General features: G+C 73.5%; 14 protein-coding genes. 10 read left to right on the forward strand and 4 right to left on the reverse strand.

Translation table 11 applies throughout. The annotated features are described in order from the left end of the window. Positions 1-63: 63 nt before the first annotated feature. The gene (locus tag HCK04_RS13070) at positions 64-807 is read right to left on the reverse strand and encodes a helix-turn-helix transcriptional regulator (RefSeq protein WP_142647434.1); all 744 of its coding nucleotides are present in this window, start codon (positions 805-807) and stop codon (positions 64-66) included. A gap of 75 nt (positions 808-882) precedes the next feature. On the opposite strand from HCK04_RS13070, the gene HCK04_RS13075 reads away from it, so the two are divergent. Then, the gene (locus HCK04_RS13075; RefSeq protein ID WP_260617232.1) at positions 883-2,040 is read left to right on the forward strand and encodes an MFS transporter; all 1,158 of its coding nucleotides are present in this window, start codon (positions 883-885) and stop codon (positions 2,038-2,040) included. Between the two features lie 123 nt (positions 2,041-2,163). Here HCK04_RS13075 and HCK04_RS13080 read toward each other — a convergent pair whose 3' ends face one another. Then, positions 2,164-3,330 (reverse strand): UbiA family prenyltransferase, encoded by a 1,167-nt coding sequence (locus HCK04_RS13080; RefSeq protein ID WP_312845735.1) that lies wholly within the window; start codon positions 3,328-3,330, stop codon positions 2,164-2,166. Positions 3,331-3,445: 115 nt separating this feature from the next. Between HCK04_RS13080 and HCK04_RS13085 the strand changes: the two genes are divergently transcribed. The 9 genes from HCK04_RS13085 (at position 3,446) to HCK04_RS13125 (ending at position 14,824) form a co-directional block, all read left to right on the forward strand. Beyond that, positions 3,446-4,513, forward strand: a complete 1,068-nt coding sequence (locus tag HCK04_RS13085) for a 3-oxoacyl-[acyl-carrier-protein] synthase III C-terminal domain-containing protein (RefSeq protein WP_142647435.1) — start codon at positions 3,446-3,448, stop codon at positions 4,511-4,513. A gap of 9 nt (positions 4,514-4,522) precedes the next feature. After that, the gene (locus tag HCK04_RS13090) at positions 4,523-5,113 is read left to right on the forward strand and encodes an isoprenylcysteine carboxylmethyltransferase family protein (protein WP_260617233.1); all 591 of its coding nucleotides are present in this window, start codon (positions 4,523-4,525) and stop codon (positions 5,111-5,113) included. Further along, positions 5,110-6,420, forward strand: a complete 1,311-nt coding sequence (locus HCK04_RS13095; RefSeq protein WP_260617234.1) for an NAD(P)/FAD-dependent oxidoreductase — start codon at positions 5,110-5,112, stop codon at positions 6,418-6,420. Before HCK04_RS13090 ends, HCK04_RS13095 begins: the two co-directional genes overlap by 4 nt. A 250-nt stretch (positions 6,421-6,670) precedes the next feature. Beyond that, entirely contained in the window at positions 6,671-7,384 is a 714-nt protein-coding gene (locus HCK04_RS13100; protein WP_260617243.1) for a histidine kinase, read from the forward strand. 546 nt (positions 7,385-7,930) lie between these two features. Further along, positions 7,931-10,549 (forward strand): class III lanthionine synthetase LanKC, encoded by a 2,619-nt coding sequence (gene lanKC / locus HCK04_RS13105; protein WP_142647437.1) that lies wholly within the window; start codon positions 7,931-7,933, stop codon positions 10,547-10,549. Beyond that, positions 10,546-10,695 carry a SapB/AmfS family lanthipeptide gene (locus HCK04_RS13110; protein WP_142647438.1) on the forward strand — a complete coding sequence of 50 codons (150 nt, stop codon included), beginning with the start codon at positions 10,546-10,548 and terminating at the stop codon, positions 10,693-10,695. Before lanKC ends, HCK04_RS13110 begins: the two co-directional genes overlap by 4 nt. Before the next feature lie 69 nt (positions 10,696-10,764). Continuing rightward, complete coding sequence (locus tag HCK04_RS13115) at positions 10,765-10,911, forward strand: SapB/AmfS family lanthipeptide (protein WP_240971353.1); 147 nt, start codon at positions 10,765-10,767, stop codon at positions 10,909-10,911. Positions 10,912-11,033: 122 nt separating this feature from the next. Then, on the forward strand, positions 11,034-12,902 hold the full coding sequence (locus HCK04_RS13120; protein ID WP_142647439.1) for an ABC transporter ATP-binding protein: 1,869 nt from the start codon (positions 11,034-11,036) through the stop codon (positions 12,900-12,902). After that, positions 12,899-14,824: an ABC transporter ATP-binding protein gene (locus HCK04_RS13125; RefSeq protein WP_260617236.1), complete on the forward strand. Its 1,926-nt coding sequence runs from the start codon at positions 12,899-12,901 to the stop codon at positions 14,822-14,824. The genes HCK04_RS13120 and HCK04_RS13125 overlap by 4 nt, the downstream gene beginning before the upstream one ends. Here HCK04_RS13125 and HCK04_RS13130 read toward each other — a convergent pair. Next, positions 14,726-15,382 (reverse strand): response regulator transcription factor, encoded by a 657-nt coding sequence (locus tag HCK04_RS13130; protein WP_142647440.1) that lies wholly within the window; start codon positions 15,380-15,382, stop codon positions 14,726-14,728. The genes HCK04_RS13125 and HCK04_RS13130 overlap by 99 nt on opposite strands. Before the next feature lie 191 nt (positions 15,383-15,573). Beyond that, on the reverse strand, positions 15,574-16,530 hold the full coding sequence (locus tag HCK04_RS13135; protein WP_142647441.1) for a hypothetical protein: 957 nt from the start codon (positions 16,528-16,530) through the stop codon (positions 15,574-15,576). Between the last annotated feature and the right edge of the window lie 104 nt (positions 16,531-16,634).

Consider the following 16,634-nt stretch of genomic DNA (forward strand, 5'->3'; position numbering starts at 1 on the left):
GGCTACCGGGTGGTGTTCCTGGAGGGCGGCTACGTGGTGCTCGCCCGGCCGTGACCGGCCGCCTCACGCGCGCACGTACGCGTGCGGGGTCGTGCCGAAGGCGTGCTTGAACGACTGGATGAACGCGCTGGGGCCGCTGTAACCGCACGCGGCGGCCGTCGAGGTCACCGACCGGCCGCCGGCCAGCAGGATGAGCGCGTGATGCAGCCGAAGCTGGGTGCGCCACTGCGGGAAGCTCATGCCGGTCTCCGCGCGGAACAGCCTGCTGAGCGTGCGTTCCGACGCGCCCACCACCGCGCCCAGCTCGGCGAGCGTACGGCCGTCCGCCGGATCGGCCTCCAGGATCGCGGCCACGTCGCGCAGCCGGGGATCGGACGGCGTCGGCAGGCACAGCGGCAGCGCCTCGACCTCGCGGAGCTGGTCGAGCAGCACGCGTTCGAGGTTGGCCCGCTGACCCGGCGTCGGCTCGTCGTCGCCGGTCAGGGCGACCACGACCTCCCGCAGCAGAGGCGTGATCGCCATGACCGTGGGCCGGTCCAGCCGCAGCGGGTTGACCGTCGGGCCGAAGAGCAGCGCCCGCATCTCGGTCGGCCCGTACGCCTCGTGCGCGTGCGCCACTCCCGCCGGGATCCACACGCCCCGATGCGGTGGCACCACCCAGTCGCCGATCGGCGTCGAGATCCGCAACACCCCGCGATGCGGATGGATGATCTGGTGGGAGGCGTGGTCGTGCCAGTCGATGCGCTGACGGTGGGCCAGCGGCACGCGGGACGCGCCGCCGCCGGAGGGATGGCGGGTTGCCGACATGACTCGGCAGAATATCGCTAGTTCGCCGCCAGGGTCGTCCGGGATGCTCGACGGAGCCTCTCAAGGAGACGATCAGTGACACAGACATCCGTTCAGGCGCCGGCGGCGCGGGCGGCGTCCGCGTGGCGGCGCATGTGGCTGTGGGCTACGGCGCACGCCGTCGACGACCTCTACCAGGGACTCGTGCCGGCCTGCCTGCCCTACTTCGTGCTCGACCGGCACTACGGCTACGTGGCGGCCTCCGGGCTGACGATGGCCGCGGCCCTGGGCAGTTCGATTCCGCAGCCGTTCATCGGCCTGGCCGTCGACCGATTCCGCCTGGGCTGGCTCGCCGCCGCCGGTGTCGCGCTGGCCGGGCTCGGCCTCGGCCTGTCCGGGCTGGTGGAGCCCTACCCCGTGGTCTGGGCCCTCGTGCTGCTGTCCGGGCTCGGCGTGGCCATGTTCCACCCGGCGGCGGGCAAGGGGGCCAGAGAGACGGCGGGAGACAGCGCGACGGCGATGAGCGTCTTCGCGGCGGGCGGGAGCGTCGGCTTCTTCCTCGCGCCCGTGCTGGCCACGCCCGTCCTCATCGCGATGGGCGTCGGCGCCACGGTCCTGTTCATCCCACCGGCCCTGCTCGTCGCGTTCGCGCTGCTCCGGAACCGGCCCCCGGCCCGGGCGGGCGCGGCGGGCACGCGCGCGGGCACCGACAGGTGGGCGCCGTTCATGGTCCTCACCGGCATCGAGGTCGTCAGGTCGGTGACGTTCTTCGGCGTGCTCACCTTCATCGAGCTGTTCTGGATCAGGCATCTCGACGCCGGACGCGGCCTCGCGGGCGCGGCCCTGGCCTGCTTCCTGGTCGGCGGGGTCGCGGGCACCCTCCTCGGGGGACGCCTCGCCGACCGGATGGGACTCGTGCGAACCGTGCAGATCGGCGGCCTGCTCGCCATACCCGCGCTCGCCGGGCTGCGCCTGCTGCCGGGGCCCTGCCTGCCGATGCTGTTCGCCGTGCTCGCGGGCATCGCGGTCAACATCCCGTTCGCCGTGCTGGTGAAGCTGGGCCAGGACTACCTGCCCAACCGGCCGGGCACCGCCGCCGGTGTCACGCTCGGGCTCGGCGTGAGCGTCGGCGGGCTCGCCGCGCCGGTGCTCGGCGTCACGGCGGAGGCGTACGGCCCGCAGGGCGTCTTCACCGTCCTCTGTCTGGTGCCGATCGCGGCCGTGGCACTGGGACTGTTCCTCCCCCGCAAGTGATTCCTTCAGGTGTCCCTGCTCTAGTAGGTGTCCCTGCTCTAGGTGTCCCTGCTCGGGGTCGTCGCGGTTACGCCCGCCCGCGATCCCAGGGGGACACCCGGCCGCCTTGCCTGAGCCTCAGCCTCAGCCTCCGCTGACGACGCCCGGCGTGGCGGCGAGCAGCAGGACGTCGATCCCGGCCGCACCGATCGCGGCGGCGAAGGGCGCCGCGGCCACGCGCCGGGCGAGCAGCAGACCGGCCGCGGCGCACGCGGCCACTCCGGCGAACGCGAGCCATCGGGCCGGGCCTGCCGGTCCCGGAGGCGCGACCACCAGCAGCGCCGACGCGGCCAGCAACGGCAGCGGCAGGACACGCCGCGCTCGGGCGGGGCCGAGACGCTGCGGCCAGCCCCGCACCCCCGTCGCGACGTCCGTCTCGATGTCGGGCAGCACGTTCGCGAGGTGCGCCGCGCAGCCGAGCAGCGCCGCGGCGAGTACGGCCCACCACGCCGGGGATGAGACCGGCGGTGAGACCGGCGGGGCGTGGCCGGGCGTTCCGGTCGTCACGAACACCGGCACCGCGCCGAACCCCGCCGCGTACGGCACCCACGAGGCCGCCGTGCCCTTGAGCCACAGGTTGTAGGCCCAGGCCGCGGCGACGGCGACCAGGTGCGTCACCCCGGCCACCACACCACAGGTCAGCGAGAGCGGCACGCAGGCCACCAGTGCGGCGAACGCCGCGACGCGCACCGTGCGCGCGGACACCAGACCCGCCACGATCGGCTTGGACGTCCTGCCTGCCCCGGCGTCCCTGGCGGCGTCCACGGCGTCGTTGCACCAGCCCACGGACAGCTGACCGGTCAGCACGGCGAGAGCGGTCAGCACCGTCCCGGCCGGCCCCCATCCGGCGACCGCCACGAGCGCCGTGACCAGCGTCGTCACCGCCGCTGTCGGACCCGGGTGACACGCCCTGGCCAGCCCGGCCACCATACGCGCCACTGCGGCCACTCCCGCTGACCCGGCCGCGGTAGACGCCACCCCCGCCGCCCTGTTCGTCCTGGCGTCCCTGGTCATCGCGGCAGTTCCGGTCACCTTGGGATCCCCGGCGGCCCCTTGGCCCTCGGCAGCCGCCTCGCCCCGGATGCCCTCCATGCCCTCGACACCCTCAGCGCCCTCGACGCTCTCGATGCCCGCGACGCTCTCGATGCCCGCCGAGGAGGAGGCCGCGCGACGCGCGTCCTGGACCGGCACGGCGGCGCCCGCGCCGCTGCCGGCCGCCGCGTCCTCGGGCAGTTCCCCTGAACCGGTCACGTTTTGAGCGTAACGGGGCATCTACGACAGATCACGATCCGCACCGAAATGTATGCCGGGGCCCCCAACGGGCAAGAGGGAATTGTCACGGTTTTCGCCTGCACGAGGATGTGAGATGACGCGGATCGCGGCCGTCCACGGTGTCGTTCCCCCGCATCGCCACTCGCAGGCGGAGATCGCGGACGCGCTCGCGCGGGTCTGCCTTCCGCCTGGCGCCGATCGCCGGCTTCTCGACCGGCTGCACGCCGGCGCCCGGGTGGAGCACCGCAACCTGGTGCTGCCGCTCGACCAGTACGGCAAGCTCGACGGCTTCGGCGCGGCCAACGACCTGTTCATCGAGGCCGCGCTCGACCTGGGCGCGCAGGCCATAACGGGGGCGCTGGACGCGGCCGGGCTCACCCCGGCGGACGTCGACATGATCATGTGCACGTCGGTCACCGGCGTCGCCGCGCCGTCGCTGGACGCCAGGCTGGCCAACCGGATCGGGCTCCGCCCGGACGTGAAGCGGGTGCCGGTGTTCGGCCTCGGGTGCGTGGCGGGAGCGGCCGGAATCGCCCGGCTGCACGACTACCTGCGCGGCTGGCCCGGCCACGTGGCCGTGCTGCTCTCGGTCGAGCTGTGCTCCCTCACCTTGCAGCGCGACGACACCTCCACCGCCAACCTCGTGGCAGGCGCCCTGTTCGGAGACGGCGCCGCCGCCGTGGTCGCGTACGGGGACGAGCGCGAGCCGTTACCGGCGGATGCGGCCGGCCCGACGGTGGTGGGCACGCGCAGCCACCTTTATCCCGGCTCGGAACGCGTGATGGGCTGGGACGTCCGCGACACCGGCTTCCGCGTCGTGCTGGACGCCGGGGTGCCCGACGTGGTCCGCACCTATCTGGGCGACGACGTGCACGGGTTCCTCGCCGACCACGGCCTCACCGCGGACGACATCACCGCCTGGGTCTGCCATCCCGGCGGCCCCAAGGTGCTGGAGGCCGTCGCGGAGACGCTCGCGCTCCCGGACGGCGCGCTCGACCTCACCTGGCGTTCGCTGGCCACCAACGGGAACCTGTCGTCGTCCTCGGTGCTGCACGTGCTGCGCGACACCCTCGCGCTGCGGCCCCCGCCGCCGGGCACGCCGGGCATGCTGCTGGCGATGGGCCCGGGGTTCTGCTCCGAACTCGTCCTGCTGCGCTGGTAGGGAGAAGCCGTGTCGTCCTGGCCCGTGTCGTCCTGGCCCGTGTCGCCCTGGTATGTGCTGCTCATCGCGCTCGTCGCGGTTGAGCGCCTCGCCGAGCTGGTCGTCGCCCGCCGCAACGCCCGCTGGAGCCTCGGCCGGGGCGGCGTGGTGTACGGCAGGGGCCACTATCCCTGGATGGTCGCCCTGCACACCGGTCTGCTGGCCGGATGCCTGCTGGAGGTGTGGCTGGCGGACCGGCCGTTCGTCCCCGGTCTGGGCTGGCCGATGTTCGTGCTGGTCCTGGCCGCGCAGGGGCTGCGGTGGTGGTGCGTCACCACGCTCGGCCCCCAGTGGAACACGCAGGTCATCGTCGTGCCCGGTCTGCCGCTCGTACGGCGCGGGCCGTACCGGTTCGGGTGGCTGCGCCACCCCAACTACGTCGCGGTGGCGGTGGAGGGCGCGGCGCTGCCGCTCGTGCACTCCGCCTGGCTGACGGCGCTGGCCTTCACCCTGCTCAACGTGCCGCTCATGGCCGTACGCCTGCGCTGTGAGAACACCGCCCTCGCCACCGCGGCCACCGGCTCGGCCGCACCCGGCGCAGGGGCGGGGACCGCGGCGTGATCGACCTGCTGGTCGCCGGCGGCGGGCCCGCCGGGCTGGCCACGGCCATCCACGCGGCGCTGGCCGGAATGGAGACGGTCGTCGTCGAACCGCGGACCGGCCCGGTCGACAAGGCGTGCGGGGAGGGCCTGATGCCTACCGGCGCCGCCGCGCTGGCGGACCTCGGGGTGGAGATGCCGGACGGCAGGCCGTTCCGCGGCATCCGCTACGTGGACGGGCCCCACCGGGTGCAGGCGGAGTTCCGGGACGGCCACGGGCTGGGCGTGCGCCGCACGGCCCTGCACGAGGCGCTCGCCCTCCGCGCCCGGGACCTCGGCGTCCGCCTCGTGCCGGGCCGGGTGGACGCGGTGCACGCCGCTGATGAGGGCGTACGCGCCCGCGTGACAGGCGGCCCGGACCTGTGCGATCTGGAGCTGTGTGCCCCGGAACTGCGTGCTCCAGAACCGCGTGCTGCAGACTTGGGTGACCCGAAGCCGCGGTGGCCTGAATTGCACGGGTCCGAGCTGCACGGCCCGGAACTGCACCGGCCCGAACTGCGTGGCCGGGGACCATACGGCCCGGAGTCACGCGGCACGTCGGGTCTGGAGTTCCGTGCCGGAGAACCGTCCGGCAGGGAACCGCGTGTTCAGGAACCGCGTACGCGGGAACCGTACGGCCGGGAAGCAGGCGTCCGGGAACTGAGCGCGCGGTGGCTGGTCGCGGCCGACGGGCTGCACTCGCCGATCAGGACGCGGCTCGGGCTCGGCCTGCCGTCCGGCGGCCCCCGCAGATACGGCCTGCGCCGTCACTACCGGGTCGCGCCGTGGACGGACTTCGTGGAGGTGCACTGGGCGCCCGGCGGCGAGGCGTACGTCACCCCGGTGGGCGACGACCTGATCGGCGTGGCCGTGCTCAGCAGCGAACGGCGGACCTACGACGAGCACCTGGCGCGGTTCCCCGGCCTGCTCGCCCGGCTGGACGGCCCTCCCGCCACCCCCGTGCGCGGGGCCGGTCCGCTGCGCCAGCGGGTGCGGCGGCGGGTGGCCGGGCGGGTGCTGCTCGTCGGCGACGCCGCGGGCTACGTCGACGCGCTCACCGGTGAGGGGATCTCGCTCGCGCTGCTGTCGGCCCACGCGCTGGTCTCATGCCTGCGGGCGGGGCGCCCCGAGGAGTACGAGGCCGCCTGGCGGCGCCTGTCGTGGCGTTCCCGTCTGCTGACGGCCGCTCTGGTGGGGGCCAGGCGGCATCCTCCCGCGGCCCGGATGATCGTGCCCGCCGCGCGGCGCCTGCCCGTGGTGTTCGGGGCGGCGGTACGGGCGCTCGCCTGAGCGCCACGCTTTCCACACCTTCCCTCCAAAACGGGCACGGCTCCAGAATTGTTACAGCCGGATTCACAATTCGTGAAGGCCCGTTTTTAGGGCACCACCGGAAAGCCCTATACGCGACGGCAATAGAACCTACTTCGACATTGACAAAGTAGCCATATTTCGTGACCGGTATGCAAAGATCTGGTGTATGTACCGAATGGCGAGGCCGATGTTACGGCAAGGATGACTGGAGGGTCGTCACTTGCCCCACGTGCAGAACGTCGTCCTGCTCACCCTGCTGGCTCTGCTCGGTACGCTCCCGATCGCCGCGCTGGTGGTCCTCGCGATGCGCCTGCGCCGGCTGCGCGCCACGCAGGCCGAGGCCGCGCGGCAGGCGGCGGCCGAAGCCCGCGAGCAGTTCGGCCGTGACGTGCACGACCTCGTGAGCAGCCGCCTGTGGCTGGCCACCCTGCGCAGCGAGCTCGCCTATCGCCTCGCGGATGACGACAGCCCCCTGCGACCGGCCCTGGCCGACGTGGTGCAGTCGATCCGCCAGGCGTCCGCCGACATCCGCAACGTGACCCGCTCCTTCCGTGACGTCTCGCTCGCCTCGGAACTGGCCAACGCGCGGGCCGTGCTCAGGGCGTACGGCGCCGGCTGCAGCGTCGAGGCCACCGAGGCGGAGCTGGGCGACGAGATCAGCGCGGTGTTCGCGATCATGGTGCGGGAGGCGGTGACCAACGTCCTGCGTCACAGCAGGGCGACCCTGTGCACGATCGAGATCGTCGTGCGGGGCGGCATGGCGACGCTCACCGTCTCCAACAACGGCGTCGATCCCTCCACGCCGCCCGGCGACGGCAGCGGACTGGACAACCTCCGCACCAGAGCGGCGGAGCTCGACGGCGTCGTGGGAACGGTCCTCGACCCGGACGGCTGGTTCCGCCTCATCGCCGAGATCCCCTGCAGGGGCGGGGACCGCCGCTGACACAGGCCGCGCTCACCGGCCGGGCGGCCCGGATCCGAAAGCACGACGCGCCGGCCTCCCCACGGCGACGCACCGCTCCGCATAGCAGCGCACAGGTCTCCGCATGTCGACGCGCGGGCCCTCCGCATAGCCAGGCGCGCCTCCGCATAAGCACGCCCGGGCCTCCACCCGGCGACGCACGGGTCCCGCATAACAACGCGCGGGCGTCCGCGTAGCGAGGCACAGGTCTCCGCATGCCGACGCTCGGGCCTGCCTGTCCGAACCCTCCACGTGCAGGCAGCGCGCATGCGCGTCGTGGACTTCTGGGCCCAGGCCCTTTATCCCTTCGCCGACCCGCCGCAGACCTCGGTCAGTGCGTTTGACCAGCCCCTTGACCGAATAGTCCATTAGGCCCCTTGATGACCGCAATGAAAAGCATCACCACCGACCCATGACGGCGTCACGGTTGTTATGTGCAGATTTCACATGGCGCAGTTGACGGGCGTAACTTGGCCCTTCTCTTTATTTCCGGAATTCTTTGACGTGACCGGCCTGAGGGGACATCTGGTGATTAGTAAGTACGAGATTTACTGCCTCGCAGATCCCTTGTTCTACGACACCCTCGACACCAAGCGCGAGGAGCATCCCGACTTCGCCATCGCCGCGCGGCCCGCTCCCGAGGGATGGGCGCACGCCGCGAGCGGGACCTGGCTCCACTACGCGCCGGCCGGCGCCACCCTGCCCACGCAGGGCTGGAAGATCCACATCTCCTCCTCCGTGCCGGAGGCGGAGCGGGTGATCGCGGCGGCCTGGGACTACTGCGTCCCCCGCGGACTGGCTTTCAAGTTCCTGCGCGGCCGGCGCGTGATGGCGATGCAGAACTCCAAGTACGCCTTCCGCGGGTCGAGCGGCAAGCTCGTCACCATCTATCCGGTGGACGAGGCCCAGCTTGAGCTGACGCTCAAGGAGCTCGCCGAGATCCTCGACGGCGTCGAGGGCCCGTACATCCTCAGCGACCTGCGTTACGGCGAAGGACCGCTGTTCGTCCGCTACGGCGGGTTCGCCGAGCGCCACTGCCTCGACGAGAACGGCGAGCGGGTCCTCGCGATCGAGAACGCCGACGGCGACCTCGTCCCCGACGTGCGTGGTCCCGCGTTCGCCCTGCCCTCCTGGGTGACCCTGCCCGTGTTCCTCGAACCCCACCTGGCCGCGCGCAACGCGGTGACGCTCGAAGGCGTGCCGTACGCGGTGGACGGCGTGCTGCACTTCTCCAACGGCGGCGGCGTCTACCTGGGGCACTACAGGCGCACCGGCGAGAAGGTGGTGCTCAAGGAGGCCCGCCCGCACGCCGGGCTGGACGTCGAGGGACGCGACGCCGTCACCCGCCTGCGGCACGAGGCCGCGATCATGGAGCGCCTGGCCGGCCTCGACGTCGTCCCGGCGCTGCGCGATTACTTCACCGTCGGCGAGCACCACTTCCTGGTGCAGGAGTACGTCGACGGCACCTCGCTCAGCCAGCTCATCGCCCAGAAGCACCCCCTCACGCGCGCCGACCGCACCCCCGTCATGGACGCGGACTACGCCGGGTGGGCCATCGGGATGCTCGCCAAGGTGCGGGCGGCGGTCTCGGCGCTGCACGAGCGCGGCGTGGTGTTCGGCGACCTGCACCCCTTCAACGTCCTGGTGGACGGCGACCGCGTGGTCCTGATCGACTTCGAGGTCTCCTCCCCCGTCGAGGAGCGCAGGCGACCGACGCTCGCCAATCCCGGCTTCGTGCCGCCGCGCGAGCTGGCCGGCGTCGCAGCCGACGAGTACGCGCTGGCCTGCCTGCACCTGGGCGTGTTCGCCCCGATGACCACCATGCTGCTGCAGCTCCACCGGCCCAAGGCCGCCCAGCTCGGCCGGCTGATCGTCGAGACGTTCCCGGTGCCGCCCGCGCTGATCGAGGGGGCCGTACGGACGATCCTCGGGCAGGATCCGCCCGCGCCGGAGCCGAGCCGGCTCCCCCGGCGGGCCCGGCTCACCCAGGGCTGGCCCGCCCTGCGGGAGGCGCTGGCGAAGGCGATCCTCGCCTCGGCGACGCCGGAACGCGACGACCGCCTGTTCCCCGGCGACATCGTCCAGTTCGAGCCCGGCGGTGGGGTGAGCCTCGCCAACGGCGCGGCGGGCGTCCTGTACGCGCTCGCGGCGACCGGGGCGGGACGCTTCCCCGAGCACGAGGAGTGGCTGCTCAGGCAGGCCGCCGAACCCGGCATCGGGCCCGGCTTCTACAACGGGCTGCACGGGGTGGCGTACGCGCTGGAGGCGCTCGGCCGCCGCGAGGACGCGCTCGACGTGGCGGAACGGTGCGCACGAGAGCCGGGGGAACAACGGCTGGACCTGAGTCTCTACCGCGGCCTGTCCGGCATCGGCCTCACCCTGATGCACCTGCACGACGCGACCGGCGAGCCGGAGTTGCGCGAGCGGGCCGCGCGCGTCGTGGCGCTGGTGGCCGACCGGCTCGGCGGCCCGGACGACGTGCCCGAGATCAGCGGCGGCAAGCACCCGCACGCGGGGCTGATGTACGGCTCGTCGGGGCCTGCCCTGATGTTCCTGCACGCCTACGAGCGCACCGGCGACCCCGGCCTGCTCGACCTCGCGGCCACCGCGCTGCGGCAGGACCTGCGCCGGTGCGTCGGCCGCGAGGACGGTCAGCTTCAGGTGCAGCAGGGCTGGCGGACCAACCCCTACCTCGACGAGGGGTCGGCCGGCATCGGCGTGGTGCTGGACCGCTACCTCGCCCACCGGCACGACGAGACCTTCGCCGAGTCGCTGGCCGCCATCCGGCCGGTCACGACACTGCCCTACTACATCCAGCCGGGGCTGTTCGCGGGCCGGGCCGGCATGATCGCCTGCCTGTCGTCCGGCTCGCGCCCCGACCCCGAGGCCGCCGCGGCGCAGATCGCCCGGCTGGCCTGGCACGAGCTTCCCTACCAGGGCGGGCTGGCCTTCCCCGGAGCCCAGTTGCTCCGGCTGTCCATGGATCTCGCCACCGGGAGCGCCGGCGTGCTGCTCGCGCTCGGCACCGCGCTGCACGACGAGCCGGTCCATCTCCCGTTCCTCGAACCCCCCGGACGGTCCCGGGCGCAGGGGCCCCTGCGCACCGCCGCCGGGTCGAACGTCCCGACCAGCCTCGAAAGGAGGTGAAACGCGCAATGGCGCTCCTCGACCTGCAGACCCTCGAGGCCCCCGGCGGTTACGGCGGTGGCCACGGCGGCGGCGGCAGCAACCTGAGCCTCCTGGCCTGCACCCCGCACGAGAACAGCAGCCTCAGCCTGCTCTGCGGCTGGTAACACGCTGACGACCTTCCGGTGAACACGAACGTCAGCCCCATCCCCGGCTGACGAAACCCATACAAGGAGATGTTCCAGATGGCGCTTCTCGACCTGCAGAACCTCGAGATCCCCGGCGGCCACGGCGGTGGCCACGGCGGCGGCGGCAGCAACCTGAGCCTCCTGGCCTGCACCCCGCACGAGAACAGCAGCCTCAGCCTGCTCTGCGGCTGGTAACACGCTGAGGGAGTCCTGGGCGGTCGTCGCGGCCGCCCAGGCTTCCGCGTTTACGGCCCCGGCCGGTCGGCCGCGGGAGCCCCTCCCGTCCTGTCCGGCCTTTCACCCCTTTGGAGGATCCGGTGAGCTCTCGTCCGGCGGACCTGCTGATCGCGCGGGCCGTACGGCGCGGCGGCCCGTGGCTCGCCGTGCTCGCGGCGACGGCGCTGCTGGGCGCGGCGGCCGACCTGCTGCTCCCGGCGGCGCTCGGCCGCGCCGTCGACGTCGTGGTACGGATCCAGTCGCGAACGGGGGCGGGGCCAGGAGCGGAGACCGGGGCGGGATCGGGAGCGGGGGCCGGCGTGGGGGCGGGAGCGGGGGGTGAGGCCGCGTTCGGGCTCACCGGCCCGCTCGCGACCGCCGTGCTGCTGATCGCGCTGGTCGTCGCGTGCGACGCGCTGGGCGTGCTCGCGGCCGGGGTGAGCGGGGCGCGGGCCGCCCGGTGGCTGCGCTCCCGGGTGGTGGCTCACACCCTGTCCGTCGGCGCCGGCATGACCCGGCACCTCGCGCCGGGCGAGATCGTCACCCGCGCCGGGGTGAACGTGGAGGAGGCCGGGCGGACCCCCGAGGCGGTGGTCACCGCGGCCACGCTCGTCGTTCCCGCGGCCGGCAGCGTCGTCGCCCTCGCGCTGATCGACCCGTGGCTCGCCGTCACGCTGGTGGCCGGCCTGCTCCTGATCGTCGCCGTGCTCCGCGCGTTCATGCGCAGGACCACGGCGGCCTCCGGCGGCTACCAGCAGGCCCAGGGAGAGATCGCGGGCATGCTGGTGGGCGCGCTCGCCGGGGCCCGCACCATCACCGCCGCCGGAACCGAGGACCGGGAGGCGGCGCGTGTGCTCGCCCCGCTCCCCCGCCTGCGCGCCCACGGCCTGGCGCTGTGGCGGCTGCAGGCGCGGGCCGGTGTCCAGGCCGCCGTCGTCGTCCCGCTTCTGGAGATCGCCGTGCTCGCCGCCGGCGGGCTGCGCCTGTCGGCAGGCGGCCTCACCGTCGGGGAACTGCTCGCCGCCGCGCGCTACGTCGTGCTCGGGGCGGGTCTGGGGTCGGCGCTCGGCTACGCGGCACGCATCGCCCGCGCCCGGTCGGCCGCCCAGCGCCTGGAGGAGCTGTTCGCCGTGCCGCCCCCGGCGTACGGGGACCGGCCGCTGCCGCCGGGCCCGGGCACGCTGGAACTGCGTGACGTGACCGTACGGGCCGACGGCACACGGCTGCTGAGCGGTGTCAGCCTGGTCGTGCCGGGCGGCACGTGCACGGCGGTGGTGGGCCGCTCGGGCTCGGGCAAGTCGTCGCTGGCCGCCGTCGCGGGCCGGCTCGTCGATCCCGAACGCGGCGCGGTCCTGCTCGACGGCGTGCCCCTGCGCGAGATCGGCCGCGAGCCGCTGCGCCGCGCCGTCGGATACGCGTTCGAGCGGCCCGCGCTGTTCGGCGAGACGCTGGCCGAGGCCGTCGCCTTCGGCCTCCCCCCGGGGGACGGCACCGCGCACAGTACGGCGCGCAGCAGGGACAAGGCGCGCACCGAGAACGCGACGCGCAGCAGGGACACGGCGTGCGCCGAGGACGCGGCGCGGGCGGCCGCCGTCGCCGCCTGCGCCGACGTCTTCATCCGGCGGCTGCCGCACGGGTACGCCACCCCGGTCGCCGAGGCGCCGATGTCCGGGGGCGAGGTCCAGCGGATCGGCCTGGCCCGCGCGTTCGCCCAGGCCGGCCGGCTGCTGATCCTGGACGACGCCATGTCGAGCCTCGACACGGTGACCGAGCGGCAGGTCGGGCGGGCGCTCACCGGGAGCCTGTCCGGCCGCACCCGGCTGGTGGTGGCCCATCGCGTGACGACGGCGGCCCAGGCCGACCAGGTCGTGTGGCTGGAGGACGGACGGGTCCGCGCGACCGGCACGCACGAGCGACTGTGGCACGACCCCGGCTACCGCGCGGTCTTCCGCGCCGAGGACGCCTCGTGAAGCGCCGCGCACCCGGCGGGGCCGACGCGCGGCGTCACGACACCCACGCCCCGGCCCCCGCTGCCCCTGCCGCACGGACCACACCCACCGGACCCACCGGACCTGCCGCACCAGCCACCCACAACGAGGCGGGCGGCGCCCTCGATGGCGCGGAGGCGCGGCGGGTGCTCACGCGGGCGCTGTTGCGCGCGCCCTCCCGGCTGGTGTGGCTGGCCTGCTGGTCGGTGGCGGAGACCCTGCCCGCGCTGACCGGCGGGTATGCGATCGCGCGGGCCGTGGACGACGGCTTCGCCGCGGGGCGGCCCGGCACCGGCCTGATCTGGCTGGGCGTGCTCGCCGCCGCGTGGGGGGTGGCCGCGCTGGCGGCCCGGCAGGTGCTGCTGCTCATCGCGGGGATCGTCGAGCCGTTCCGCGATGACCTGCTGGAACGCGTGGTGACCGGGGCGCTGCGGGCCGGGCGGGGCGGCGACAGCGCGGCCGTCGCCCGGATGAACCACCAGGTCGAGCTGGCCAGGGACGCCTTCGGCGCGATCATCACGGTGGTCAGGACCTTCGTGTTCACGCTGGCCGGGGTGGCGGTGGGGCTGACGACCCTGGCCGCCGAGGTCGTGCCGCTGGTGCTGGCTCCGGTGGCCCTGGGGCTCGGCCTGTTCCTCGTCTCCCTGCCCGCCCTGGCCCGGCGTCAGCGCGAGTTCATCGTCGCCGACGAGCGTACGGCCGCCGCGGTGGCCGCGATGGCGGGCGGCCTGCGGGACGTGACCGCCTGCGGCGGCGAGGCGCGCGTCGCGGCGAGCGTCGGGCGGGAGATCTCCCGGCAGGCGGGGGCCGCACGGGCGCTGGCCCGGGTGACGGCGTCGCGGACGCTGTCGCTGGCGGTGGGCGGGTGGCTGCCGGTGGTGCTCCTGCTGGCGGGCGCGCCCTGGCTGGTGCGCCAGGGGGTGACCGGAGGGGTGATCCTCGGCGCGCTGACCTACGTGATGCAGTCGCTCTCCCCCGCGCTCGGCGGCCTGGTCCAGGGCCTCGGGGTGAGCGGGATCCGCCTGGCCGTCACACTGGAGCGAATCCTGCACGCGCCCGGCCCGCCCGTGCCGCACGGCGACCGGGAGCCCGGCGGGGTCCGGCTGGAGCTGCGCGGCGTGCGCTTCGCCTACGGCGAACCGGGGCACAAGTCCCCCGAGCCGGTGATCGACGGGCTGGACCTCGACGTGCCCGAGGGCGACCACCTGGCCGTCGTCGGCCCGAGCGGCATCGGCAAGTCCACGCTGGCCGCGCTCGTCGCCGGCCTGCTGACCCCGGACGACGGCGAGGTCCTCGTCGGAGGTGTCCCGGCCACACAGGTCAGTCCGGCCGCCCGCGCGCTGATCCCCCAGGAGGCGTACGTCTTCCCCGGCACCCTGGCGGAGAACCTGACGTACCTCGCGCCGGGCACGCCTCCCGATCGGGTGGACGAGGCGGTGGCGGCGTTCGGGCTGACGGAGCTCGCGCGGCGCACCGGAGGCGGCCCGCTCGACCCGGCCGAGCTGTCCGCGGGCGAACGGCAGCTCGTCGCGCTGGCGAGGACCTACCTGTCCCCCGCCCGTCTGGTCGTGCTCGACGAGGCGACCTGTCATCTCGATCCGGCGGCGGAGGCGCGGGCGGAGGCGGCCTTCGCGGCGCGGCCGGGAACGGTGATCGTCGTGGCGCACCGGATCTCCTCGGCCCTGCGGGCCCGGCGGGTGCTCGTCATGGACGGCACGCGCGTCCGGCTCGGCACGCACGAGGAGATGGTGGCCTCATCCCCGCTGTACGCCGGCCTGGTGGGCCACTGGGAGGGCCCGGGGAGGCTACCGGCGGGGGCGGTAGCGCAGGATGCCGAGATCCCGGCCGGGCGCGGGCCACAGCCAGCCGCACTCGGAGGCGATCTGGATCGCCTCGACGCGTGAGCGGGCGCCGACCTTGGTGATGATGCGGGACAGGTAGTTGCGGACCGTGCCCCGCGACAGCGACAGGCGGTCGGCGATCTCTCCCACGGTGGCGCCGCCGGCCGCGCTCTCCAGGACGTCGAGCTCGCGGGCGGTCAGCGGGTTGCTGTCGGCGTCGAGCGCGGCCACCGCGAGCTCGGGGTCGATGACCCGTTCCCCCTTCGACACGCGGCGGATGCAGTCCACGAGGTGGCCCGGCGAGGCGTCCTTCACGACGAAGCCGCGCACGCCGGCGTCCAGCGCCTTGCGCAGCGCCATGGGCGTCCCGAGCCCGGTGAGGACGACGGTCTTGCAGGAGGGCAACCGGCGGTGCAGTTCGGCCGCCGCGGTGATGCCGTCGACACCGGGCATCCCGATGTCGAGCACCGCGACGTCGGGGCGCCGCAGGCAGCCGAGCCTGACGATGTCCTCGCCCTTGTCCGCCTCGGCCACCACCTCGAGGTCGTCCTCGCTCGACAGCAGAGCGACCAGCGCCTTGCGGATGAGGTGCATGTCCTCGGCGAGCATCAGTCGGATCAAACCAGACCCCCCTACACGCGATGCGAGCGGACGCTCGCCGTTGGTGACCGCGGCGCCCCACTCACTATGAGGGTTCCGCGCGCACGCCGGGACCTCTCTACCCGAACTGTCACCTTTAATCAGGAAGCGCGTCAGAGAACAACCGACGCCCGGCCCCCTTCACGGGGAACCGGGCGTCGCGGTCGGGGTTTCTAGTGGCGCACGACCTTCACGTAGTCGGTCGCCTGGGAACCCTTGAGCCCGTGGCCGCCGTCGAACCGCACCGCCCAGGTGCCGGAGCGGAAGGCCCGGACCTTGGTGGCGAAGTCGCCGTCACCGGCGGTCTTGACGGAGTTGACGTACTGCCACTTGTGGGAGCCGGAGGGCTGGAAGTAGACCTTCACGGTCTGCGAGCCCAGCCAGTGCCAGCTGTTCCAGTAGTTGTTGCTGTCGGAGCAGAAGCGGGCGCCGCCACGGCGGCCGGTGAAGTCGTTCCACCCGTAGTACCAGTCACCCCAGCACTGCGCGACCTGCAGCGTGCCCTTGAGGGTGAGCGAGCGGCCCTTGCGGACCGGCTCGGGCGTGGCGTCGAAGCCGGCGATGCGGGTCGCCTTCGGACCCGTCGGGCGCGGCGCGTGCGACACCTTGCGCTTCACCGTGAAGCTGCGGTCGGTGGTGTACTTCTTGCCGTCGAGGCCGACGGCCACGACGTGCACCTTGTAGGTGCCGGCGCGGTCGTTCCAGTCGAAGCTCCACGTCCGCGAGGTGTGGTCGAGCTTCGGACCGTTGTGACCGCTCTTCTGCTTGCCGAACCAGTGGTTGCCGCCGTGGCCGCCGTGACCGACCCCGGGACCCCACAGGTCGATGTCCACGCTCTGGACGTCCTTGGTCGTGACCCGGGCGGTGACCTGGGCGGACCGGCCCTTGCTCACCACGACCACGTTCGGGCTGACGTCGACCGACAGGATGCGCGGGTCGGGCTTGTACGGCTTGTGGAAGTCGGGCTGGTGGGAGTCCGGCTTGTGCGGCTTGTTGAAGGTGTGCCCAGCGGAGGGGCTCGGCGTGGGCGTCGACGTGGGCGCGACAGTGTCCGCGTACGCGGGCGCAGTCGCGAGCGCCGTGGCGCCCATGGCGACCGCTACCAGGGTGGTAGCAGCTCGTTTCACCATGAGGGTCATTCCTCTCCCCGTTCAGGAACGCACCCCCGGTTTGGGGTACGCCACCTGTCATAGACGTCAAAAGAGAGAGAAAAGTTGCCGCACATCTTCGGAAA

It is taken from the genome of Microbispora sp. CL1-1 (assembly GCF_012034195.1).
Classification (GTDB): Bacteria; Actinomycetota; Actinomycetes; order Streptosporangiales; family Streptosporangiaceae; genus Microbispora.

Coding starts and splice junctions, on each gene's coding strand:
- HCK04_RS13070 (WP_142647434.1), bottom strand. CDS start 807: ATGTCGGCAACCCGCCATCCCTCCGGCGGCGGCGCGTCCCGCGTGCCG.
- HCK04_RS13085 (WP_142647435.1), top strand. CDS start 3,446: ATGACGCGGATCGCGGCCGTCCACGGTGTCGTTCCCCCGCATCGCCAC.
- HCK04_RS13115 (WP_240971353.1), top strand. CDS start 10,765: ATGTTCCAGATGGCGCTTCTCGACCTGCAGAACCTCGAGATCCCCGGC.
- HCK04_RS13135 (WP_142647441.1), bottom strand. CDS start 16,530: ATGGTGAAACGAGCTGCTACCACCCTGGTAGCGGTCGCCATGGGCGCC.